The following is a 23566-nucleotide window of genomic DNA, read 5'->3' on the forward strand; positions in this document are numbered from 1 at the left end:
ATCTCTCGCTCATATTGAGGGCGCAATTTGGGCGTTTTCGTGGCGTGCACCGCAAGGGTTGCGCAAACCGGCAAATATTCGCCTGTCAGGCGCGCCGTTCCTGTGCCGGTGCCGCCTCTGTGACCAGTTCGCTGACCAGGCGGATAAGTTTCTGCCATTCCAAGGGTTTGGACAGGACAGAGACGTTTTCCGGCAGTCGGTCGGGCAGGTCGCCCACGTTGCCGGACATCAGCAGCGCGGGGGTGCGGCGGTTGGGGCCGGTGCCGTCGCGAATGGTGTGGACGGCGGTGGCGCCGTTCATGCCCAGCAGGTTCTGGTCGAAGATCATCAGGTCGTAGCGTTCCTGGCCCGCGGCGCCGACGGCGACGTCGCCGCTGTCGACGGCGCGCAGGTTGGTGATGCCCATGAGGCCCAGCATCTCGGTGATGACCCCGCGGGAGATCTCGTCGTCCTCGGCCAGCAGGATGCGGGCGTCGCCCATGGCGAGCTGGAGGATTTCCTCGGGGTGGTCGGTATCGGCGGTGGTTTCGGCGGCATCCTCGGCATCGACGCGGTCGAGGGGGAGCTCGATGCGGAAGGTGGCGCCGGCGCCGGGCGCGCTTTGGATCGAGATGGAACCGCCCATCAGGCGCACCAGCTCGGCGCAGATGGCCAGGCCCAGGCCCGAGCCCTCGCGCTCGCCGCTGCGGCCGTCATCGACCTGGCGGAATCGTTCGAAGAGGTGCGGCTGGTCGGCCAGCGGGATGCCGGGGCCGTCGTCGCAGACGTTGAAGGTGACGTCGCCGTCGGGGGTGGTGCCCGCGCAGACGCAGACCTCGCCCTCGGACGAGAACTTGACCGCGTTGCCGGTGAGGTTGATCAGCACCTGCCGGATGCGGCCGCGGTCGCCCATGACGCGGCGGGGCACCGAGGGGTCGACCCGGGTGACGAGGCGCAGGCCCTTGTTCTCGGCCTGGTCGATCAGGGTGTCGCGCACCTCGTCGACGAGGGAGGCGATGGCGAAGGGTTCGGCATGCAGGGTGAGCAGCCCGGCCTCGATGCGGGAGAGGTCGAGCGTGTGGTTGACCAGCTCGTGCAGGATCTCGCAGTTCTTGCGGATGCGGTTGGCGAGGCTGGCGTGCTCGTCGGACAGGTCGGACCAGAGCAGGACCTGTGTGGTGCCGGATATGCCGTTGAGAAGGTTGCGGATTTCGTGGGTGGTGTGGGCCAGTGCCTCGGATTTTCGGCGGTCGCGCTCCTCGGCCTGGACGCGCTCGGACTGGATCTTGGTGATGTCGCTGACCACGCCGAGGCTGCGGACCGGGAAGCCGGTTTCGTCCAGCACGATGCGGCCGCGCAGGCGCAGCCACATCCAGGTGCCGGCGTCCTGGCGGAAGCGGCAGGTGATGTCGAGATCCTCGCCGCCGTAGTGGCGGAGCATGGCGCGGTGCAGCCAGCGCCGTTCCGAGGGGTGGGCGTGTTGCAGGAGCCATTCGAAATCGAACTGGCCGTCGCGGCCGGGCGTGCTGCCCAGCATGGAGGCGAAATTCTCGGAGAACTCGCAATGGCCGGTGTTGAGTTCGAGGTCCCAGAAGGGCAGGGCGCCGTAGTCGAGCGCCATGCGAAGCTGGTCGCGGCTGCGCTGAAGTTCGACCTCGGTCTGCTTGTGGCGGGTGATGTCCTGCTGGATCGAGATGAAGTTGGTGAGCCGCCCGGTGGCGTCGAAGACCGGGTTGATGCGCATGGTCAGCCAGTAGGGGGCGCCGGATTTGGCGTAGTTGAGGATTTCCACGTCGACGGGTTCGTGGCTGGCGAGTTTCCGGCTGATGAGGCGCACGGTGGCGGGGTCGGTTTCGGGGCCCTGCAGCAGGTCGCCGGGTCTCTGGCCGATATATTCCTCGGGCTCGTAGCCGGTCAGCCGCTCGAAGGCGGCGTTGGCCCAGATGATGCGGCCGGTATGGTCGGAGGTGAGGGCGACATCGGAGGTATGGGTGGCGACGAGGGCCGCCGGACCGAGCGCACCGGTTCCCGACAGCGCCTTCTGCGCCATGACACCTTCGCCGGTGCCGGTCTGCTCGCCCTTCAGCCTGCTGTCCACCGTCTTATGCCTGTTTCCGCGTAACGCGGTTAATTTCTTTGACGTAACGTCATTGAACATACTCGATACCATATTTTTTACCAGCTGCAATCGTCATGGCAACAGCGGTAGGGATCAGGCGAAGTCGTCGGCCGCGTTGATGCGTCTTTGTCTCCGGTAGCGCCCGGGGAGGCGCAGGATGTTGTCGGCCCTGTTGCCGGCTTCCAGGTCGCGGCGCCGGCGTTCGACGCTATGGAGGGCGCGTTCGAGAAGGCGGAGCGGTTCGTCGGCGAAGAACATGGACGGGGTGATGGGGTTGCCGACGACCAGGCCGGGGGTCCAGCCGCCGGCGTTGCGGTGGCTGGCCTGGATCTGTTCGACCAGCCGGTGCGTCAGCACCAGCGGCGTTTCCGAGGGCCGGGCCGACAGCGCCGCCACGACCTGGTGGTCGGTCATCGAGGTGCAGATCACGAGCCGCCGGTCGAAGACGCGGGACAGGGCGCCGATGATCGCGGGCAGGACACCCTCCGGCTCTGCTCCCGAGGCCGCCATGTCACGGGCGGCGAGATGGTCGACGGCCAGAAAAGTGGTCTTGCGGACCTGGCCGGGGTCGAGGCTGTGGAGGAAGTTGAGGAAGACCTCGCTGCTGCGATAGGACTGGCCTACGACGCCGGGCAGGGCCGGCAGGGTCTGGCGCCGGGGGGCGGGCAGGTTGGCGGATTTCGTGCGCATCTGGGGATGCGCCACGTTGAGCCGGGCGATCAGTTCGGACGGGATGAACGGCTTGGCGAGGAAATCGGTGGCCCCGGCGCAGAAGGCATCGACGATGGTCGCCTCGTCGTCGCTCTTGGTCACCACGATCATCGGGGTCTCGTCATAGCCGCGCAGGGCGCGGGCCCTTTCGGTGAACTCGATGCCGGTCATGTCGGGGAGGTTGACGTCGATGAGCAGGCAGTCGAACTTGCGCAGCCCCCCGGTCAGCATGGTGAGCCCCTGCGCGCCGGTATCGGCGAAGTCGACCCAGTACCCGCCCTTGGTTTCAAGCGTGGCAGCGATCATGTCCTGCATGATGAGGTCATCTTCAATACTTAGTACACGTAGCACCGGGGCCCTCGTTCATTAACCTTTGGTTGTTTTTTGACGAAAACTGGACCGAAAATTCGGTTAGGGTGTGGCAGATTTTAGTATTCTGTTTGTTTATTCTGGCTGAATTGCGGCAGGAAACAGGCGCGACCTTCGAGGGTGCGGTTTTTTGCCGCTGCGGGTGACGGCGGGCGCCCCGCCTCCCCCCTCGGAGGCGGCGGCGACTGTGGCCTGAATGCACAATTAAAAAGTGTTAAGGCTTTCTTAATAATCCTCATTTGCGTGTGACTCCGTTTCCGGGACATTGTCGATTGTGAATGTTTTATCTGCGCAACATCTGTGGTGCCGAGATGCGGGCCCGGACGGACAGGTCTGGAAGTCGGGAGCGGAGCATGCCAAAGAGCCCCGTTGCCAAACTCACTGGTAACGCCGCATTCTGTAACTGCTCGGAGTATTCCGCGTGACGTCCGGTCCAAGTGTAATCGAGCGAGTCTCGGGGCTGTTGATGCTGTCGGCACTGGCCTATGCCGGCAACGCGGCGGCGCTGACGCTGTTCAGCCCGGTCTCGTTCGTCTTCGGGTCGATCTTCGCGCTGATCGCCGTGCGGCTGTTCGGGCTGGCCGGCGGGTGCGTCGTGGCGCTGATGGGGTCGTGTTACACGGTCTATGCCTGGGGCCACCCCTACGCGTTGATCATCTTCACGGCGGAGGCGGCGGCGGTGTATGTCCTGTCGCGCCGGGTGACCAACCTTGCCATGGCGGATGCGCTGTTCTGGATCTTCGCGGGATGTCCGCTTGCGCTGGTCTTCTACGGTGGCGCGATGGAGATGGACAGCGTGTCGGCCGGGCTGATCGCGCTCAAGCAGACGACGAACGGGGTGTTCAACGCGGTGGTGGCGGGGCTGTTGCTGATCGCCCTGCGCCGCTGGCTGCCGCAGGGGTTCCGGGCGGGCACGCGGGCATCGTTCCATTCGCTGGTGTTCTACGTGCTGGTGCTGGTGGCGAGCGTCTCGGCCGCCGGGATGACCGTGATGGAAAGCCGGCGCGAGTACCGGCAGGCGGTGGAGCACGTGGACGCGCTGGTCTCGCTTCTGGCAAGCTGGACCCGGCAGGAGCTGGCCGAGGGGCAAAGCCTGACGGGGCTCGAGGCGGCCTTTGAGCGCGATATCGGCCTGTTCATGGCCAACATGGCCCATGACCAGCCGCGCCGGCCGGAGATCGGGCTGGCCCTGACGGGGCCGGACGGGGCCAGCGAGGTCCTGATCGGAACGGTCAGCAGCCTGACGGGGACGGGCGAGATCACCCGGTACGACGACACGCTGATGCTTTGGAAGCCGGCGGGCGACATGCCCGCCATGACCCGTTCGCGCGAGAGCCGTTACCTGTTGCGCCAGCCGCTCGAGGGGGACCCCGCGGGCCGCGAGCTTCTGGTGGAGGTGTCGGCGAAGGCGCTGGTGGCGCAGATGGAGGCCGCCGGGCGCTGGAACATGATGGTGCTGGCCATCGCCATCGGGGTGGCGATGATCGTGTCGAAGGTGCTGAGCGAATGGCTGGGGGCGCCGATCGGGCGGCTGGCCCGGCTGAGCGAGGGGCTGACCGGGTCGATCACCTCGGGGCAGAATGCCGACGTGATCTTTCCCACGAGCAACATCGCCGAGTACGAGACGCTTTCGGCCTCGCTGCGGGACATGTCGAGCCGGCTGAGCGAGAGTTTCCGGTCGCAGAAGGCGGTTCAGAAGACGCTGGAGGAGCGCGTGCAGGACCGGACCCGCGCGCTGGACCGGATGTCGCAGGTGGCCCGGCAGACGACAAACTCGGTGATGATCATGGACACCGACGCGCGGATCGAGTGGGTGAACGAGGCGTTCACCGAATTGACGGGCTATACGCTTGACGGGGTGGTCGGGAAGATGCCCGGGCGGGTGTTCCTCGGCCCGGAGTCGGACAAGGACGTGGTCGGCGACATGCGCGAGGCGCTGAACCGGATCGAAGGGTTCGACGTGGAGGTCGTGATCTACGGCATGTCGCAGCAGCCGTTCTGGGCCGAGGTGCGCTGCAACCCGCTGTGGGACAGCGGCGGGCATCATGCCGGCTTCATCGCGATCATGAGCGACATCACCCAGCGGCGGAAGACATCGCAGATGCTGCAGGATTCGCTGGAGCGGGTGCAACTGGCGACCGAAGTGGCGCAGATCGGCATCTGGACCTATGACCCGGTCAGCGGGAAGGTCGAGTGGAGCGACGGGAATTTCCGGCTTTACGGGTTGTCGCCGCGGTCGTTCAACGAGACGATCGCCGCATGGCCCGACCTGCTTAACCCCGAAGACCGGGCGCGGGTGGCCAAGGAGGTCGAGGCGGCGCTGGCCGATGACGCGACGCCGTTCGAGTCGGAGTTCCGGATCTACAACCCGGAGAAGGGCGCACGGGTGCTTCGCTCGGTCGCGCGGGTGACGCGCGACGAACAGGGCCGGGGTGTGCGGATGACCGGGGTGAACCTCGACGTGACAGAGGACCGGCGGGCGGCGGAGGCGCTGCGCAACGCCGCCAAGCGCAACGCCGCGGTGCTGGACAACGTGGCCGACAGCATCATCACGCTGGACCGCAAGGGCGCGATCCAGTCGTTCAACCGGGCGTCGGAGAGCATGTTCGGCTATCCGGCGGAGGACGTGATCGGGCGGGACGTCAAGACGCTGTTCCCCTCCGAGGCGGGCGGGTCGGAAAACGGGTTCATGGCCGAGTACCTGTCGGAGCGAGGGCCGGAGCTTCTGGGGCAGGTGCGCGAGATGGAGGCGCTACGCCGGAACGGCGAGGCCTTCCCGGTGGCGCTGGCGGTGTCGGAGGTGGAGACCCGGGGCGAGACGGTGTTCATCGCGATCATCCGGGACATCACCGAACGCCGGCGTGTGGCCCGGATGCAGGCCGAGTTCATCGCCACGGTCAGCCATGAGCTGCGCACGCCGCTGACCTCGATCAAGGGGACGCTGTCGCTGATCCGGGGGGGCGTGCTGGGCACGCTGGACGAGAAGGGCGAGAAGATCGTCGGCGCGGCGATGGCCAACAGCGACCGGCTGTCGGGGCTGATCGACGAGATCCTCGACCTCGAGCGGCTGACGGCGGGCAAGCTGACGCTGGATATCGCGCCCTGCCGGCTGGACGTGCTGGTGCGGCAGTCGGTCGAGGTCAACCACGGCTATGCCGACCGGTTCGGGGTGCAACTGGCGATCGAGGGCAAGCTCCCGGAGCTGGAGGTGGCGGTGGACCAGTTGCGCGCCGGGCAGATCCTGAGCAATTACATATCGAACGCGGTCAAGTTCTCGGCCGAGGGCCAGACGGTGACCATCACGGTCGAGAAGGCGCGCGGCGCGGTGCGGGTTGTCGTGTCGGACCGCGGGCAGGGGATCCCCGAGAAGTTTCACGGGGCGATCTTCAAGAAGTTTTCGCAAACCGATGCGTCGGACACCCGCAAGAGCGGCGGGTCCGGGCTCGGTCTCGCTATATCGAAGGAACTGGCTAGCCAGATGGGTGGAAGAGTTGGCTTCGTCTCTCACGAGGGCGAAGGTGCGCGGTTTTGGGTGGAATTTCCGCTATGCGAAACGGGAATTGACGTAACGGGAGCTTTTGAACATGCCTGATACGCAAATGTGTACCATACTGGACCTGGCCGGACGGCAAATCAGAGGAAGTGACATGAGCGAGCTTGAGAAGGTCCTGTTCGTTGACGACGACCCGGCGATCCGCGACCTGATCGACGTGGCCCTGTCAATCGTCGGGGGGCTTTCCGCGCGCGGTTTCGCATCGGGGGAAGAGGCGGTCGCGGCCGCGCGGGAGTTTGCGCCGCAGCTTTTGCTGCTGGACGTGATGATGCCCGACATGGATGGCCCGATGACGATGTCGGCGCTGAAATCGCTGGACGGGCTGGAGGCGGCGCCGGCCGTCTTCCTGACGGCGAAGGTGCATGGCAAGGAGGTGGAGCGGCTGATGGGGCTGGGCGCGGTGCGCGTGCTGCCCAAGCCGTTCGACCCGATGACGCTGGCCGACGACCTGCGGGCGATCTGGGCGGAAACCGGGGCCGGCACGGCGGGGTGAGTCCTTCCTGCGACGGTCTTTACGCAAAGGCAGTACACGGCTCGACGGATCGACGTGGTCCATGCTAACAGGAGTGCAGACTGCGGCCGGGAAGGGCGCAAATCTGATTTAAAACCAAGAGCATCCTTAAAGATGCCGTATTTGTATGTTGGGTCGCACCCCAGAGGTTTCCGGAGAGTTACGAATGGACATGACCCATTCGCGCGCAGTCAAAGATCAGGCATTCCTCACGAGACTCCTTGCGGATCTCGTGCGGGCGACGCCGGATGATCTGGATGCGCTGCTCGACCAGGGAATCGAACGGGTCGGTGCGATTGCCGGTGCGGACCGGTGCTATATCTTCCGGCTGAACGCCGATTTGGAGATGTCGAACACCCATGAATGGGTGGCCGAGGGCACGGATCCGACGATCGAGATGAACCAGAACCTGCCGCTGTCGATGGCCGATCCGTGGATGCCCGACCTGATCGAAGGCCGGCATATCCACATACCGGATATCGTGAACTGGCAGGCCGAGGGCGATCTGCCCGATTTCCTGAGAAGCCAGGGCATCAAGGCGCTGCTGGTGGTGCCGTTCATGCATTCGGGCGAGCTTGGCGGGTTTATCGGGTTCGACAACACGCGCATCGCCACGCCATTCTCGGAGCCGACGATCGACCTTTTGAAGGCGGTGGCGGACATCATGTGGGCGACGATCCGGCGGATCGAGCTGGAAGAGGCCCGCGACCGCGCCGAGGAAGAGCTGCGCCTGACGACGAACCGGTTCAAGGCCCTTTTCCGCACCTTGCCGGAGCTGTTCTTCGAGCTGGATGCCGAGCGGCGCTATACCGGCATTTCCGCCGGCCCCTCGAACATGATGATCGTGCCGATGGAGCGGCGCGCGGGCAAGACGCCGGCGGACGTGCTGCCGGGGTATATCGCGAAGATTCTCGATACCTGCATGGACGAGGCCGAACAGGCGGGGGTTTCCAAGTCCCGCCGGTTCGACCGGGTCGTCGGGGGCGAAACGCAGGTGCATGAGGCGACCGTGGCCGGCAGCGGCCGGCCGGGCGAGCCGGATTTCCGCTTCGTCGCCGTGATCCGGGACGTGACGCACGATGCCCAGGCGCGCAACCGGCTGGAGCGGTTGAGCAAGGTGGCCGAGCTGATGACGAACCACGTCGTCATCACCGACCGGACGGGCACAGTGCTCTGGGCGAACCGGGCGTTCGTCGAGAAATCGGGCTATGCGGTCGACGAGATGATCGGCCGGTCCCTGCTGGAGTTCACCCGGAGCGCGAATACCGATCCCGAGACCGGGCGGCAGATCGGCGAGGCGATCAAGGCGGGCCGGACGTTCCGGGGCGAGATCCTCAACGAGACCCGCAGCGGTGAGGAATACTGGGTCGATCTGAACATCAGCGCCGAGATCGACGACGAGGGGGCCGACGGCATTCTGGTGCACGTGGCGACCGAGATCACCGCGATGAAGACCGCAGAGCGGGATGCCGAGCAGGCGCGCGGGCTGCTGGAGAATGCGCTGTCGGCGCTGCCCGATGCGTTTGCCTATTACGACCGGGATGACCGGCTGGTGATCTGCAACGACAAGTACCGCGAATTCTATCCGCGCTCGGCCGAGGCGATGGTACCGGGCGTGCGGTTCGAGGAGCTTTTGCGGCTGGGGGTCGAACGCGGGGAATACACCGAGGCCATCGGCCGCGAGGAGGCCTGGATCGCCGAGCGGCTGTCGCGCCACGCCACCGCAAGCGAGCATTTCGAGCAAACCATGGCCAACGGCCGCTGCATCCGGGTTCTGGAACAGCCCACGCCCGATGGCGGCCGCGTCGGGATGCGGATCGACATCACCGAGCTGAAGCGGGCCGAGGAGCGGCTGGCCGAGATCATCGAGGGCGCCCAGGTGGGCACGTGGGAATGGCGGCGCGGCCTTGACCAGGTGATCACCAACGACCGTTACGCCGCGATCCTGGGCCACGACCGGGAAGAGGTGTCCGGCGCGTCGGTCATGGCGCACTTCGAAATGGTGGCCCCGGATCAGCGCGACGAGGTGCTGAAGCATTTCGAGATGCTGCTGAACGGCCAGCGCCACCACGTGCGCCGCGAGTTCCGGATGAAACACGCCGGCGGCCAGTATACCTGGGTCGAGATGCGCGGGCGGATCACCTCGCGCGATGCCGAGGGGCGCACGCTGCGCATCTCGGGCGTGCTGATCGACATTTCCGCGCGCAAGGCGTCGGAAGAGGCGCTGCGCCGGTCGAACGAGGACCTGACCCGGGCCCTGCAGGAGCGCGACACCGCCGTGCGGCGGTTCTATGACGTGGCGGCGATTTCGAGCGACTGGTTCTTCGAACTGGATGCCGAGCTGAACCACAGCTTCCTGTCGGACACGTTCCAGACGATCACCGGGCAGGACCCGGCGGAACTGGACGGGCGCGACCTTTCGGCGCTGCTGCCTGGTGGGAAGCCGGCCGAGTCGGACGTGGCCACGTGGAAGACGGTGCGGGCAGCGCTGGAGGCGCGGGAAGGGTTTGCCAACCATATCCTGTCATCGCGCAAGACGGACGGCTCGCAAATCTGGATCCGGCTTTCGGCCGCGCCGTTCTATGACCTGATCACGGGCGAGTTCAACGGCTATCGCGGGGTCGGCTCGGACGTGACCGAGCTTTACAACGAGCGGCTCAAGGCGCTGGCGGCGAGCGACGCGAAGAGCATGTTCCTGGCCAACATGAGCCACGAGATCCGGACGCCGCTGAACGGGGTTCTGGGGATTGCCGACCTGCTGGCGCCGACGCTGGAGACCGAGCGGCAGCACAAGATGATCGACACGATCCGCAACTCGGGCGAGTTGTTGCTGCGGATCCTGAACAACATCCTCGACATGTCGAAGATCGAGGCGGGCGAGCTGGAGATCGTGGCGGCGCCGTTCAGCCCGCTGGAGATGGTCGAGGAAGTGGCCGAGATCTACAGCACGCTGGCCGAGAGCAAGGGCGTGGGCTTTCGCCTGCTGGTCAGCCCCGGCGCGGGCGAGGGCCGGAGCGGCGACGAGCACCGGCTCAAGCAGGTGCTGCACAACCTGCTGAACAACGCGATGAAATTCACCGCCGACGGCGAGGTGACGCTGAAGCTGTCGGCGCGGAAGAACAAGCCGCTGGTCTTCGAGGTCACCGATTCCGGGATCGGCATGACCGAGGAGCAGCTTGGCAATATCTTCCAGGCGTTCCGGCAGGCCGGGGCGGATATCTCGGCGCGCTATGGCGGCACCGGGCTGGGCCTTGCGGTGGTGCGCGACATGACCCGGCTGATGGGCGGCGAGATCGGGGTGACCAGTACGCCGGGCGAGGGGACGACCTTCCGCGTGGTGCTGCCGCTGCCCGAGGCGGCGCTGCCGGTGGCCGCCGCGCCGGGCGAGGCGGCGGCGCCGGACGAGCGGCCGCTGCGGGACACCTTCCCGGGGTGCCGGGCGCTGGTGGCCGATGACAGCTCGACCAACCGGCTGGTGATCAGCACCATGCTGGGCAGCACCGGGGTCGAGATCGAGGAGGCGAAGGACGGGCGCGAGGCGGTCGAGATGTGGCAGGCGGCGCAGGAGGCCCGTGACGGGGCGCCGTTTGACGTGCTGATGATCGACATCTCGATGCCCGAGATGGACGGGCTGACCTGTCTCGAGGAGATCCGCCGACTCGAGCGGGAGGCCGGGCTGCCGCCGGCGCCGGCGGTGGCCGCGACCGCCAACGCCATGCCGCAGCAGATCGCCGATTACATCGTCGGCGGCTTCGACAGCTACCTGTCCAAACCGTTCCGGCAGCGGGAGCTGCTTCAGCTTCTCGATGCCTTCATTCCGGCGGAGGAGCCATGAACGACATGTCCAAACCCGCAAAGTCGGGCGAGAGCGCGGCGAAGGTTCTGCTGGCCGACGATGACGAGATCGCGCAGAGCATCATCTCGGACGTGCTGAGCGCGGTGCTTCGGGTCGAGTTCACCATGGTGTCGGACGGCCGGCAGGCGCTGGTCTCGGCGCTGTCGCAGCGGTTCGACCTGCTGATCTTCGACCGCAACATGGACCCGATCAAGGGCGACCGGATCATCCGTTGTCTGCGCACCGGCGCGAGCCCCAACCGGGAGGCGCCGATGATCCTGACCACGGCGGAATTGGATCACGTGAGGGAAGGCAGCTTGCATCTGGCCGAGGCGAGCCTGTACATGCCCAAGCCGATCGACGCATCGGGCCTGATCAAATGGGTTAGCCGGAGCCTCGCATTGCAATGACCCCGGATTTCGTCAGCAGGTAATTTCCACCGGAAGGCCGCCGAAAATTGTTCGACCTTGCGCACGCGCCAACGCTAATCGTCGCGATCAATGCGGCGTTGATGATATTCTGCATCCTCTTCCTTGGCGGGCGGACCTTCTTCAACGGCAAGCCGTTCATGATGCTGACCTGTGCGGCGATGTTCTGGTGGCTGGTCAGCGCGGGGATGGAAATCCAGGCGGCGACGCTGGAGCGGAAGATGTTCTGGGCCATCGCCGCCTGGCCCGCCATCGCCACGGTGCCGGTGACGTGGTTCTTCTTCCTCTACAACTACGCCTTCCTGATGCGCAGCGACCGCGATCCGCGGGTCAAGGCGCTGATCCTGGTGGTGTTGGTGGGGGTGATGGCGATCACCGCGACGAACCCGTGGCACGGGGCGTTCTACGGGGAGGGCACGACCCTGCAGGAGGTCAACGGGCGGCTGGCGGCGAGTTTCGATCACGGGCCGCTGTTCTACGTGACCGCGCTGGTGCTGTACGTCTTCCTTGCCGCGGCGGTGGGGCTTCTGGCCTATGCCTCGGTCCGGGCCAAGAAGATGTACCGGCCGTTCTTCCGCGCGCTGCTGATCGTGACGGTGGTGCCGGTGGCGGGGAACCTCGGCTACCTGCTCTATGACATCACGATCTTCGGCTTCGATCCGACGCCGTTCCTGTTTGCCGCGGTGGTCACGCTGTTCGTCTGGCTGCTGATCGTCAGCCGGGTGCTGAACCTCGACAGTATCGGCAAGGAGGTGCTGTTCCTGTCGAACTCTGACGGGATCGTGGTGCTGGACACCGATGGCATGGTCTGGGGCGCGAACCGGCCGGCGCGGGACCTGCTGGGGCAGGAGCTGACCCGCGAGGGGGCGTCGCTGCGCGGTCTGGAGCCCTTCTGGGGCTTCGTGCAGGAGAACCTGCCGCGGGAGACCCCGCCCGAGCCGCGCATCATCCGGTATCAGGGCCGCGCCTATGACACGCGGCTGGTGCCGATCTTCCGCCCGCTGCATATCGGCCGGGTGACGATGGGCTGGGTTCTGAGCCTGCGTGACACGACCGAGCTGCTTGACCTGTCGCGGCGGCTGGAGGCAGAGCGGGACCGGCTGCAATCGCTGATGGAGAACAGCGCGATCGGCATCTTCCTTGTCAATGAGCGCGGCGGCATCGTCTATGCCAACCCGGAGGCCGAGCTGATCACCGGGCGGCCGGTGTCGGAGATCACCACGCGGAATGTCGGGGATGACGACTGGCTGGTCACCACGGTCGAGGGCACGCCGCTGGCCCGCGAGGACCTGCCGGCGGCGGTGGTGCTGCGGACCGGCGAGAAGGTCATCGACATGCGCTTTGCGCTGGTCCGCCCGGATGGCGAGCGGCGGGTGATTTCGGTCAATGCGGTTCCGGTGATGGGGCCGGAAGGCCGTCAGGTGGTCTGCAGCGTCAGCGACGTGACCGCGCAGGAGGCGGCGGCCGATTTCCTGCGGCAGGCGCGCGACCGGGCCGAGGCGGCGAACGCGGCCAAGACGCAGTTCCTGTCGAACATGAGCCACGAGATCCGCACGCCGCTGAACGGGGTGCTGGGGATGGCCGAGCTTCTGGGGCATACCGACCTGAACGACGAACAGCGGCGGCACCTTGCGGTGCTGCGGGAGTCGGGCGAGGGGCTGGTGGGCATCCTCGACGACATGCTGGACATGGCCAAGCTGGAAGGCGACGCGGTGACGCTTGCGCGCGAGCCGTTCACGCCCGACGAACTGGCGGAACGGCTGGATGCGCAGTTCGCCGAGAAGGCCGAGGCGAAGGGGCTCGATTTCGAGCTGTATATCTCGGCGGGCGGCGGCACGGTTCTGACCGGCGACCCGAAGCGGATCGTGCAGATCGGCCAGCACCTGAACGGCAACGCGATCAAGTTCACCGAGAAGGGCCGGGTGACGGTGACGATGACGCTGGGCCGCGACGGCGTGCTCGAGCTGAGCGTCGAGGATACCGGAGCGGGGATGACCGAGGAGGAGCTGGAGCGGGTCTTCCAGCCCTTCACGCAGGCCGACGAGAGCCGCACGCGGCGGCATGGCGGCACCGGCATCGGGCTGGCCGTGGTGGCGCGGCTGGTGGATTTGATGAACGGTCGGATCGAGACCGAGACCGCGCCCTGCAAGGGCACGACGATCACAGTAAAGCTGCCCTTCTCGCGCGGCTGAACCGCGGGCGGAGTGGTCAGAGGGCACGCTCGCGCAGGTCGGCCACCGCCCGGGCCAGGGCCGGGCCGATGGTGGTGCGGAACACGTCGGTCGTCACGTCGTCATAGGTCGAGCCGCTGAAGAACACCACCGGGCTGCCGAATTCATGCGGGCGGTAGGGGACCGCGATGCTGTTGATGTTGCTGGAATAATGCCGGCCCCGGGGGACGTGGGCGAAGCCCGATCCCTGCACGTCTTCGATGGCTTCCTGCCGGAAGGGGCGGAGGGCGTCGGGGGACGTCTCGCCCTGCTCGGCGAGGAGGGCGGCGAGCTGGTCGAACTCGGTATCGGTGACCGCGCTGAGATAGGCCCGCCCTGTCGAGGAGGTCAGCATCGGCAGGCGATAGCCCACTTCCAGCCAGATCGAGGCCGAGCCGACGGGCCGCCACGTCTTGGTCAGCAGCATCCGCCCGCTGTCATGGATGGCGATGCCGATGAGCGTGCCGGTGTCGTTGGCCAGTCTCTGCATCTCGGGCCCGGCGGTTTCGACGAAGGAGAAGGACGCCGCGGCGATATTGCCGAGGGCCAGGGCGGCGGGGCCGAGGCGGTACTTGTCGTGCTTGCGGCCATGGGTGAGGTAGCCGAGCGCGCAGAGCGTGAAGGTCAGGCGCGAGACGGTGGGGCGGGGGATGCCGGTGCGTTCGGAGATGTCCTGGTTGCCGAGGCCCGCGTCGGTCGGGCGGAAGGCGCGCAGGATGCTGAGGCCGCGGGCCAGCGTGGTGGCGAAGCGGCGGTCGGAGGGGTCGGTCATTGGCTGGCCTCCGGCGGGGTGGCGAGGGCGGCCGCGAAGCTGTCGATCAGCTTGGATTTGAGGATCTTGCCGGTGGCGGCGGCGGGCAGGTCGTGGGCCACGATGATGCGGGAGGGACGCTTGTAGGGGGCGAGGCGGGTTTCGGCGAAGGCTGTCAGCTCGGGCTCGGTCAGCGTGCTGTGCTCGCGGATGGCGACGAAGGCGAGGACTTCCTCGTTGCCCTCGATCGCGCGGCCGATGACGGCGGCCATGACCACGTCGGGGTGGTCGGTGAGGGTGGCCTCGATCTCGGGCGGGTAGACGTTGAAGCCGGAGCGGATGATCAGTTCCTTGCTGCGGCCGGAGATGTGGAGGCGGCCCTCGGCGTCGAAGCGGCCGAGGTCGCCGGTGCGGAAGAGCCCGTCTTCGGTGAAGGCCTGCGCGGTAAGGTCGGGGGCGCGGAAATAGCCGCTGGTGATCTGCGGGCCGCCGGCGAGGATCTCGCCGATCCCCTCGTCGGGCGTGGCGCCGGGGGCGGTCATGTCGAGGCGGATCGTGCAGTTCAGCATCGGCCGGCCGACGCTGATGTCGGGATCGCCGATGGCGTTCTTCGTGGCAGAGATGCCGGCGGCGGTTTCGGTCAGGCCATAGCCGTTCTGCATGGCGGCGCCGTAGAACGCCTCGGCCTTGCGCTTCCAGGCCGGGTCGAGCGGGGCGCCGCCCGAGGAGACATATCGGAGGCGGTGGCCGGAGGGGCGGGGGAGGTCGTTGGTTTCGGCGTAGTGGAACAGGTGGGCGTGCATCTGCGGCACGGCGGGCAGGACGGTGACATCCTGTTGCACCGCGTCGTAGAGGCGTTCGGCCGAGAAGCGGGTTTCGAGCCGGCAGGCGCATTGGCGCGACGCCAAGGCCATCAGGACGACGGCGCCGAAGATATGGCTGGTGGGCAGGACGAGATAGACCACGTCATCGGCGGTCATGTCGCGCTGATGGGCGGCGGCGTTGCCGGCGGCGATCATGTTGGCGTGGGTCATCATCGCCGCCTTGGGCGTGCCGGTGGTGCCGGAGGTGTAGAGCAGCATGGCGGTCTGGTGGGCCGGGTCGCCGGGCGTGGCGCCGGGGTGGGAGAGCAGGGCGGCGCGGCCGAAGCTGCCGGTGATGTCGCGCGCGCCGAGGGTGGCGGCGTGACGGGCGGCGTCGTCTGAGGCGGCGGTGGTGAGGATGGTGACGCGCGGTTCGCAATGGTCGGTGATGCGGGCGATTTCCGGCCCGGTGAGGCGGGCGTTGGCGAGGACGGCGCTGGCGTCGATCAGGCTGGCGGCGAAGAGGAAGGCGGTGGCCTCGACCGAGTTCTCGGAGATCAGCAGGATGCGGTCGCCGGCGCCGGCGCCGGCGTCGTGCAGGTGATCGGCGGCACAGGCGGCGTGTTCCGAGAGGTCGGCCCAGGTGACCCGGCGCGTGCCGTTCTCGAGGATGGCCAGCGCGTCGGGCCGGGCGCGGGCGGCGGCGAGGAGGAGATCATGCACCCGGCCCGTCATCGCGTCAGCCGCCCGAGAGGTGGATGAAGCGTTCGAGATGGTGGTCGCTGTCGCCGAAGAGGTGGTCGGCCATGATGAGGCGGCGGGCGTGGTGAGACAGCTCGTATTCCTGGGTCATGCCGATGCCGCCGTGCATCTGGATGGCTTCCTCGGCGACAAGCGCCGCGACGCGGCCGATCAGATTCTTGGTGGCGCTGACATGGCGTTCGCGCACCTCACGGGGGGCGCCCAGATGACCGGCGAGGTTGATGACCGCAGACCGCGCCTGTTCGATCTCGGTCAGCATGTCGGCAAGGCGGTGTTGCAGCGCCTGGAAGGTGCCGATGGGGCGGCCGAATTGCTGACGCTCCTGAAGGTAGGCGAGGGTGAGGTCCTTGGCGGCCTCCATCGCGCCGAGGGTTTCGGCGGACAGGGCGAGGATGGCGTGGGCCGTGGCGGTTTCGAGAAGGGCGTGGCCTTGGCCCGCTTGCCCAAGCCGGATTTCGGCGGGGGTGTCGGTAAAGTCGATTTGCGCTGAGGCGGTGCCATCGACGTTGGTGAGGGGTGTGATGGCGAGGCCGGGGGCGTCGGTGGGGACAAGGAAGAGCGAGATTCCATCGGGGTCGTGCCGGTCGCCGGTTTCGCGGGCAGAGACGATGAGGTGTTGCGCCTGTGCGCCGTAGAGCACGCCGGTTTTGGTGCCGCTGAGGCTGGGGGTGGCCTGAAGGGTGACGTCGGCGAGGTCGTAACGGGCACCCGGTTCAGTATGGGCGAGGGTGACGATGGCGGTACCGGCGATGATGTCTTCGAAAAGGTCCGGGTGGTCGGTGAGCAAAGGCGCGGCAAGGGCGGCAGGGAGGAAAGGTTCAAGCGTGCCGGCGCGGCCGAGGGTCTCGAAGACAAGCGCGAGGTAGGGGCCCTTGCCGCCGAAGCCGCCCGCCTCTTCGGAAAAGAGCGCGGCGAGCACGCCCAGATCGGCTAGGCCCTTGAAGAGGTCCGCGTCGAAGGGCGCGCCGCTGTCGAGCGTCTTGCGGCGGCGCTCGTGGTCGAGGTTGTCGGCGAGGTAGCGCGAGAGGCTGTCCTGCAGCATGCGGCGTTCGTCGGAGAGGGTGAAATCCATCGTCAGCCCCCCAGCACCGACTTGGCGATGATGGTGCGCTGAATCTCGTTCGAGCCGCCGAAGATCGAGAGCTTGCGCATGTTGAAATAGGCGGGCGCCGCGCCGGGGGCCTGTTCGTGGCCCAGCGGTTCGGCATTATCGCCGCCGTCGAGGAAATCGGGCTGGTGCGGCAGGGCGTGGGGGCCGAGCGCGCGGCGCAGGAGCGAGGTCAGTTCCTGCCGGATGACGGTGCCCTTGAGTTTCAGCATGGAGCTTTCGGGGCCCGGCGCGCGGCCTGCCTCGGCGGCGGCGAGGATGCGGAGGTTGGTGGTGGCCATGGCCATCAGGTCGATCTCGACCTGCGCGAGGCGGGCGGCGAAGAAAGGGTTCTGTGCGAGAGGTTTGCCGCCCGAGGTGACCTCGGACGCGACGCGCTTGACGGTGGCGAGCGCGGCGTTGGAAAAGCCCACGCCCGCGATATTAGTGCGCTCATGGGTCAGGAGGTACTTGGCGTAGGTCCAGCCCTTGTTCTCCTCGCCGACGAGGTTCTCGGCCGGCACGCGCACGTCGTCGAAAAAGACCTCGTTCACCTCCGCCTGCCCGTCGATCAGCGTGATGGGGCGGAGGGTGACGCCGGGGGTGTCCATGTCAATCAGCAGGAAGGAGATGCCCTCCTGTTTCTTGGCGTCGGGGTCGGTGCGGACGAGGCAGAAGATCTTGTTGGCGTGCTGGCCAAGGGTCGTCCACGTCTTCTGGCCGTTGACGATATAGTGGTCGCCGTCGCGCACGGCGCGGGTCTTGAGCGAGGCGAGGTCGGAGCCGGCGCCGGGTTCGGAATAGCCCTGGCACCACCAGTCTTCGCCGCTGAGGATGCGGGGGAGGTAGTGGTTGACCTGTGCGTCGGTGCCGAAGGCGAGGAGGACGGGCGCCAGCATGGTGATGCCGAAGGGCACGGTGCGCGGGGCATGGGCGAGGCAGGCTTCTTCCTCGAAGATGTGCTTCTGCACCGGGCTCCACCCCGCGCCGCCGTGTTCAACGGGCCAGCCCGGGGCGAGCCAGCCCTTGTCGTTCAGGATGGCGTGCCATCGCTGGTAGTCGTCCTTGCCCAACCGCTTGTTGAGGCGGACCTTTTCCGACAGGTCGTGCGGCAGGGCGGTGGCGAGGAACTCGCGCACCTCCTGCCGGAACGCCTGTTCGGCCTGCGTGAAGGCAAGGTCCATCGGATCAGTAGATCTCGAAAAGGCCGGCCGCGCCCATGCCGCCGCCGATGCACATGGTGACGACGCCGAGCTTGGCGCCGCGGCGCTTGCCCTCGATCAGCAGATGGCCCGTCATGCGGGCACCGGTCATGCCGAACGGGTGGCCGATGGAGATGGAGCCGCCGTTGACGTTGCAGATTTCGGGGTCGATGCCGAGCCGGTCGCGGCAATAGAGGGCCTGGCTGGCGAAGGCTTCGTTCAGTTCCCACAGGTCGATGTCTTCGACCTTGAGGGCGTGGCGTTCGAGCAGGCGGGGGACGGCGAAGACCGGGCCGATGCCCATCTCGTCGGGCTCGCAGCCGGCGGTGACGAAGCCCTTGAGGGCGCCCATGGGCTCCAGCCCCTGTTTCTCGGCCAGTTCGGCATCCATCACCACCAGTGCGGAGGCCCCGTCGGAAAGTTGCGAGGCGTTGCCGGCGGTGACGTAGTGGCCCTCGCCCTGCACCGGTTGCAGCTTGGCGAGCCCTTCCAGCGTGGTGTTGGGGCGGTTGCAGTCGTCCATGCCGAAGGTGACTTCCTTGCGGGTGACCTCGCCGGTTTCCTTGTCCTTGAAGGCCTGGGTCACGGTGATCGGTACGATCTCGTCATCCAGCCGCCCGGCCTCCTGCGCGGCGGCGGTGCGCTTCTGGCTTTCCAGCGCCAGCTCGTCCTGTGCCTCGCGGCTGATGTTGTAGCGCCGGGCGACGATGTCGGCGGTCTCGATCATCGAGAGGTAGAGCTCGGGCTTGTGTTCCTCGATCCATTTCTCCTGCGCGCGCGGGGGGCGGGAGGGGGGCATCTGACTGATGCTTTCGACACCGCCGGCAATGGCGGCGGGGGCGCCGTTCTGGGTGATGGCGTTGGTGGCCATTGCGACGGCCTGCAGGCCGGAGGAGCAGAAGCGGTTGACCGTGGCCGCTGCGACGGTGACGGGCAGGCCCGCGCGGATCACCGACTGGCGGGCGATGTTGGCGCCTGTCCAGCCCTCGGGGTAGCCGCAGCCGATGAAGGCGTCCTCGATGAGGGCGGGGTCGAGTTTCGAGCGCTTGACCGCGTGCTCGATGGCGTGGCCGGCCATGGTGGCGCCGTGGGTTTCATTGAAGGCGCCGCGATAGGACTTGGCGAGCCCGGTGCGCGCGGTCGATACGATAACGGCCTGTTTCATATTGGGTTTCTCCTTCTCAGCCGTTGAGGCTGGCAAAATTCCGGTCGCTCTCGACAAGCTCTTTCAGCAGGGGGGCGGGTTGCCAGAGGTAGTCGTCCTCCTGCTTGAGGATGCCGATATCGTTGAGGATCTTGGGCAGGCCGACGGTATCGGCATAGTGCATCGGGCCGCCGCGCCAGCGCGGGAAGCCGTAGCCGTTGAGCAGGACCACGTCGACATCCGAGGGGCGCTGGGCGATGCCGTCGCCCACCACGCGGGCGGCCTCGTTCACCATGGCGGCCATGTAGCGGTCGACGATCTCCTGATCCGAGATGGCGCGCGGGGTGATGCCCTTCTCGGCGCGCTCGGCGGCGATGATCTCCTCGACCTCGGGGTTGGGCTCGGGCTTTTCGCCTTCGGCGTAGATGTAGAAGCCCTTGCCGGTCTTGCGGCCGAAATGGCCCTGTTCGCAGAGCTTGTCGGCGAAGGCGGCATAGGTTTCACGGGGGTCGCGCGTTTCGGCGAGGCGCTTGCGGTTGGCCCAGCCGATATCGAGCCCGGCGAGGTCGCTGACGGCGAAGGGGCCCATGGCGAGGCCGAACTTGGTGAGCGCGCGGTCGACGTCGAAGGGGCTGGCGCCGGCGAGGACGGTGGCGAACATGGCCTTCTGGTAGTGCGACAGGATGCGGTTGCCGATGAACCCGTCGCAGACGCCGGCGCGCACGGCGATCTTCTTCATCCGCTTGCCGAGGGCGAAGCCCGTGGCGGTGACCGCCGAGTCGGTCTTGTCGGCGACGACCACCTCGAGCAGCTTCATCACGTGGGCGGGCGAGAAGAAGTGCAGGCCCAGCACATCACCGGGGCGGTTGGTGGTGGCGGCGATCTCGTTGATGTCGAGATAGGAGGTGTTGGTGGCCAGAACCGCGCCGGGCTTGCAGACGGCGTCGAGCTTGCCGAAGACCTCGCGCTTGACCTCCATGCTTTCGAAGACGGCTTCGATCACGAGGTCGCGGTCGGCGAAATCGGCATAGTCGGTGGTGGTGCGGAAGGTATCGGCGAGGATGGCATCGTGCTTGTCCTGCGAGAGCTTGCCGCGTTTCACGGCGCCGGCGAGGTTCTTCTCGACCGTGGCGCGGGCCTTGTTCGCGGCGTCGTCGTCGCGCTCGGCCAGCGTCACGTCGATGCCGGCCAGCAGGGCGGAGGTGGCGATGCCCGCGCCCATGGTGCCGCCGCCGACCACGCCGATCCTGTCGGTCGGGCGGGGGTCGGTGCCCTCGATCTCCTTCACCTTGGCGACGGAGCGTTCGGCGAAGAAGGCGTGGATGAGGGCCGCGCGCTGGTCGGAATTGAGCAGATCGGTGAAAAGCTCACGCTCGTTCTTCAGGCCCTCGGCGAAGGGCATGGTGGTGGCGCCTTCGACGGCGTCGAGCGCGGTGACCGGTGCGATGGTGCCACGGGCGGATTTCTTGACCTTGGCGCGGAGGGCGTCGAATTCGACGGCGTCGGCGTCTTTGGCCGGGTTGTCAGAGGTCCGGCGGGGGCCGGCGCCTTCGGCGAGGAGGTCTTTGGCATAGGCGAGGCCGGCGGCGCGGGGGTCGTCGCCCTCGTCAAGCCGGTCGATCAGGCCGAGGTCATGGCCTTCCTTCGCGCCGATCATGCCGGCGGAGGTGATCATTTCGGCGGCCTTGGCCACCGGGATCAGGCGGGGCAGGCGCTGCGTGCCGCCGGCGCCGGGGAGAATGCCGAGATTGACCTCGGGCAGGCCCATCTTGGCCGAGGTCAGCGCCACGCGGTAATGACCGCCCATCGCCACCTCGAGCCCGCCGCCGAGGGCGGTGCCGTGGATGGCGACGATGACCGGCTTGGTGCAGGCCTCGATCTGGTTGACGAGGTCGGGCAGGCTGGGCTCCTGCGGGGGTTTGCCGAACTCCTTGATATCGGCGCCGGCGATGAAGGTTCGGCCGGCGCAGCAGATCAGGATGGCCTCGACCGCCGGGTCGGCCTCGGCCTCTTTCACCTTGTCCTGAAGCCCCAGCCGGACGGCATGGGAGGCCGCGCTAACGGGCGGGTTGTTGACTTCGACGATGGCGATATTCGCCTCTCGCGTGATGGTTACGGGGGTGTCCACCGTGCCTCTCCCTTTCGAATCCTGTTGGCGGGGTTGTAGCGCACCCTTTGCCAAATTTCAAAATACGAAAATGAATTTTACATAGTGGAAATTGATTTCCCAATCGCTCTTGGCAATGATGGTGCCGAGAAAGACGTTTTCAAGTCTCTCGCCGCGCTGTCATAGTGGCGGGCGAAACATGGCCATTAGCGCGGGAGGCGGGAAGAGTGAGCGAGAAACACGAGGCCGGGATGGCGGTGCGGCGCCGGGTTCTGGGTGCGGCGCATGTGGACCGGGCCGAGGCGGCGAAGACCGCGCTGGACGCGCCGTTCCAGGAGATGATCACCGAGGGCGCGTGGGGCACCGTGTGGGCCAGCGACGCGATCAGCCTGCGGGAACGGTCGATGCTGACGCTGGCGCTTCTGGCGGCGACGGGGAATTTCGAGGAAATCCCGATGCATATCAGGGCCACGGCCCGCACCGGGGCCAGCCCGCGCGACGTGGCGGAGGCGTTTCAGCACGTGGCGGTCTATGCGGGCGTGCCAAAGGCGAACCACGCGCTGAAGATCGCCAAGAACGTTTTTGCCGAGATGGAGGCGGAGGAGAGCCGATGACCAAGCCAGCCGAGTATTACCAGCGCGACCGGGACTGGCATCCGCCGGCACTGGCGCGGGAGTACAAGACCTCCGTTGCGCGCTCGCCGAACTATGCGTTGATCAGTCTTGAACAGTCGGCGAGCGAGATCACCGGGCCGGTGTTCGGGCATGACGATATCGACCCGGGCGACAACGACCTGCTGACCAATTACGCGCAGGCGGGCGAAAGCCCGATCGGCGAGCGGATCATCCTGCACGGGCGGGTTCTGGACGAGAATGCGCGGCCGGTGCCCAATACGCTGGTCGAGATATGGCAGGCCAATGCGGGGGGGCGGTATCGGCACAAGAAGGACATGTACCTTGCGCCGATCGACCCGAATTTCGGGGGTTGCGGGCGGACCTTGACCGACGAGAACGGGTATTACTTTTTCCGGACGGTGAAGCCGGGGGCCTATCCCTGGCGGAACTGGGTGAACAACTGGCGGCCGGCGCATGTTCACATCTCGGTTTTCGGGAGCTCGTTTTCGCAGAGGCTGATCACGCAGATGTATTTCGAGGGCGACCCGCTGATCGCGAAATGCCCGATCGTGCAGACCATCCCCGACCCGGCGGCGATCGAGCAGCTGATCGCGCCGCTCGACCTGAACGCGACGATCCCGCTCGACAGCATCGCCTACAAGTTCGACATCGTCCTGCGCGGGCGGCGGTCGACGCTGTTCGAAAACCGTCCGGAGGGGAACTGATGCCGCAAAAGCTTGAATACCTTAAGGAAACCGCATCACAGACGGCGGGGCCATACGTGCATATCGGGCTGGCGCCGGGGGCGGCGGGCTTCGATATCTACGAGCGCGAGCTGGGCTGGGACATTGCCGGGCCGAATGCCGGGGGGGAGAGGATCCGGGTCGAAGGGGTCGTGATCGACGGCACCGGGAGCCCGGTGAAGGATGTGCTCTTGGAGGCGTGGCAGGCGAATGCGGAGGGCGTTTATGCCCATCCTGAGCATGAGGGCGAGGTCGAGGAGGGGTTTCGTGGCTGGGGCCGGGTGATCACGGATTTCGAGACCGGGGAATGGGGGTTCGACACCGTCAAGCCGGGGCCGGTGATGGGCCGGAACGGCCGGATGATGGCGCCGCATATCAACCTGTGGATCGTGGCGCGGGGCGTGAATGTCGGTTTGAATACAAGGCTTTACTTCTCGGACGAGGCGGAGGCCAATGCCGCGGACCCGGTGATGGGGCTGATCGAATGGGAGGTGCGGCGGCAGACCCTTGTGGCCGAGCGGGCGGAGCGGGACGGTCAGGTTGTCTATCGCTTCGATATCCGGTTGCAGGGGGACGGGGAGACTGTGTTCTACGATATTTGAGGGGGTCGGGGGTGGTGGGTTTCACCCACCCTACGG

Annotated in this window: 16 protein-coding genes; 8 read left to right on the forward strand and 8 right to left on the reverse strand. The window is 66.8% G+C overall.

The window, feature by feature from the left end; genetic code table 11:
• Positions 1-85: 85 nt before the first annotated feature.
• Together RLN94_RS18500 and RLN94_RS18505 are read right to left on the reverse strand one after the other, a co-directional pair.
• Positions 86-2077, reverse strand: a complete 1992-nt coding sequence (locus RLN94_RS18500; protein ID WP_350127175.1) for a PAS domain-containing hybrid sensor histidine kinase/response regulator — start codon at positions 2075-2077, stop codon at positions 86-88.
• 114 nt (positions 2078-2191) lie between these two features.
• Positions 2192-3160, reverse strand: coding sequence for a response regulator (locus tag RLN94_RS18505; protein ID WP_350127172.1), 969 nt, complete (start codon positions 3158-3160; stop codon positions 2192-2194).
• A gap of 484 nt (positions 3161-3644) precedes the next feature.
• Here RLN94_RS18505 and RLN94_RS18510 point away from each other — a divergent pair, with 484 nt between their 5' ends.
• The 5 genes from RLN94_RS18510 to RLN94_RS18530 all read left to right on the forward strand — a co-directional run bounded on the left by RLN94_RS18510 (position 3645) and on the right by RLN94_RS18530 (position 13697).
• Positions 3645-6770 (forward strand): PAS domain S-box protein, encoded by a 3126-nt coding sequence (locus RLN94_RS18510; RefSeq protein WP_350127169.1) that lies wholly within the window; start codon positions 3645-3647, stop codon positions 6768-6770.
• 55 nt (positions 6771-6825) lie between these two features.
• Positions 6826-7224 (forward strand): response regulator, encoded by a 399-nt coding sequence (locus tag RLN94_RS18515; RefSeq protein ID WP_350127166.1) that lies wholly within the window; start codon positions 6826-6828, stop codon positions 7222-7224.
• A gap of 184 nt (positions 7225-7408) precedes the next feature.
• Complete coding sequence (locus tag RLN94_RS18520) at positions 7409-11077, forward strand: PAS domain S-box protein (protein WP_350158906.1); 3669 nt, start codon at positions 7409-7411, stop codon at positions 11075-11077.
• 5 nt (positions 11078-11082) lie between these two features.
• The gene (locus RLN94_RS18525) at positions 11083-11487 is read left to right on the forward strand and encodes a response regulator (protein ID WP_350127160.1); all 405 of its coding nucleotides are present in this window, start codon (positions 11083-11085) and stop codon (positions 11485-11487) included.
• Positions 11488-11534: 47 nt separating this feature from the next.
• Positions 11535-13697, forward strand: a complete 2163-nt coding sequence (locus tag RLN94_RS18530; protein WP_350169418.1) for a sensor histidine kinase — start codon at positions 11535-11537, stop codon at positions 13695-13697.
• Positions 13698-13713: 16 nt separating this feature from the next.
• On the opposite strand, the gene RLN94_RS18535 is transcribed toward RLN94_RS18530, so the two are convergent.
• The 6 genes from RLN94_RS18535 to RLN94_RS18560 are packed head-to-tail and all read right to left on the reverse strand — an operon-like array spanning position 13714 to position 21592.
• Positions 13714-14487 carry an IclR family transcriptional regulator gene (locus RLN94_RS18535; protein WP_350127155.1) on the reverse strand — a complete coding sequence of 258 codons (774 nt, stop codon included), beginning with the start codon at positions 14485-14487 and terminating at the stop codon, positions 13714-13716.
• Positions 14484-15992: a class I adenylate-forming enzyme family protein gene (locus RLN94_RS18540; RefSeq protein ID WP_350127152.1), complete on the reverse strand. Its 1509-nt coding sequence runs from the start codon at positions 15990-15992 to the stop codon at positions 14484-14486. The genes RLN94_RS18535 and RLN94_RS18540 overlap by 4 nt, the downstream gene beginning before the upstream one ends.
• A gap of 16 nt (positions 15993-16008) precedes the next feature.
• Positions 16009-17103: an acyl-CoA dehydrogenase family protein gene (locus tag RLN94_RS18545; RefSeq protein WP_350127149.1), complete on the reverse strand. Its 1095-nt coding sequence runs from the start codon at positions 17101-17103 to the stop codon at positions 16009-16011.
• A gap of 2 nt (positions 17104-17105) precedes the next feature.
• Positions 17106-18302 (reverse strand): acyl-CoA dehydrogenase family protein, encoded by a 1197-nt coding sequence (locus tag RLN94_RS18550; RefSeq protein ID WP_350127146.1) that lies wholly within the window; start codon positions 18300-18302, stop codon positions 17106-17108.
• 4 nt (positions 18303-18306) lie between these two features.
• Positions 18307-19485 carry an acetyl-CoA C-acyltransferase gene (locus RLN94_RS18555; protein WP_350127143.1) on the reverse strand — a complete coding sequence of 393 codons (1179 nt, stop codon included), beginning with the start codon at positions 19483-19485 and terminating at the stop codon, positions 18307-18309.
• A gap of 16 nt (positions 19486-19501) precedes the next feature.
• Positions 19502-21592, reverse strand: coding sequence for a 3-hydroxyacyl-CoA dehydrogenase NAD-binding domain-containing protein (locus tag RLN94_RS18560; protein WP_350127140.1), 2091 nt, complete (start codon positions 21590-21592; stop codon positions 19502-19504).
• A 206-nt stretch (positions 21593-21798) separates the two neighbouring features.
• Here RLN94_RS18560 and pcaC point away from each other — a divergent pair, with 206 nt between their 5' ends.
• Genes pcaC through pcaG form a run of 3 tightly spaced genes read left to right on the forward strand, consistent with a single transcriptional unit; the run spans position 21799 to position 23530 of the window.
• Positions 21799-22185: a 4-carboxymuconolactone decarboxylase gene (gene pcaC, locus RLN94_RS18565; protein ID WP_350127137.1), complete on the forward strand. Its 387-nt coding sequence runs from the start codon at positions 21799-21801 to the stop codon at positions 22183-22185.
• Positions 22182-22910, forward strand: coding sequence for a protocatechuate 3,4-dioxygenase subunit beta (gene pcaH / locus RLN94_RS18570; protein ID WP_350127134.1), 729 nt, complete (start codon positions 22182-22184; stop codon positions 22908-22910). The genes pcaC and pcaH overlap by 4 nt, the downstream gene beginning before the upstream one ends.
• Positions 22910-23530: a protocatechuate 3,4-dioxygenase subunit alpha gene (pcaG, locus tag RLN94_RS18575; RefSeq protein WP_350127131.1), complete on the forward strand. Its 621-nt coding sequence runs from the start codon at positions 22910-22912 to the stop codon at positions 23528-23530. The genes pcaH and pcaG overlap by 1 nt, the downstream gene beginning before the upstream one ends.
• Positions 23531-23566 lie beyond the last annotated feature (36 nt).

Source organism: Roseovarius sp. (genome assembly GCF_040223625.1).
Taxonomy (GTDB): Bacteria; Pseudomonadota; Alphaproteobacteria; order Rhodobacterales; family Rhodobacteraceae; genus Roseovarius.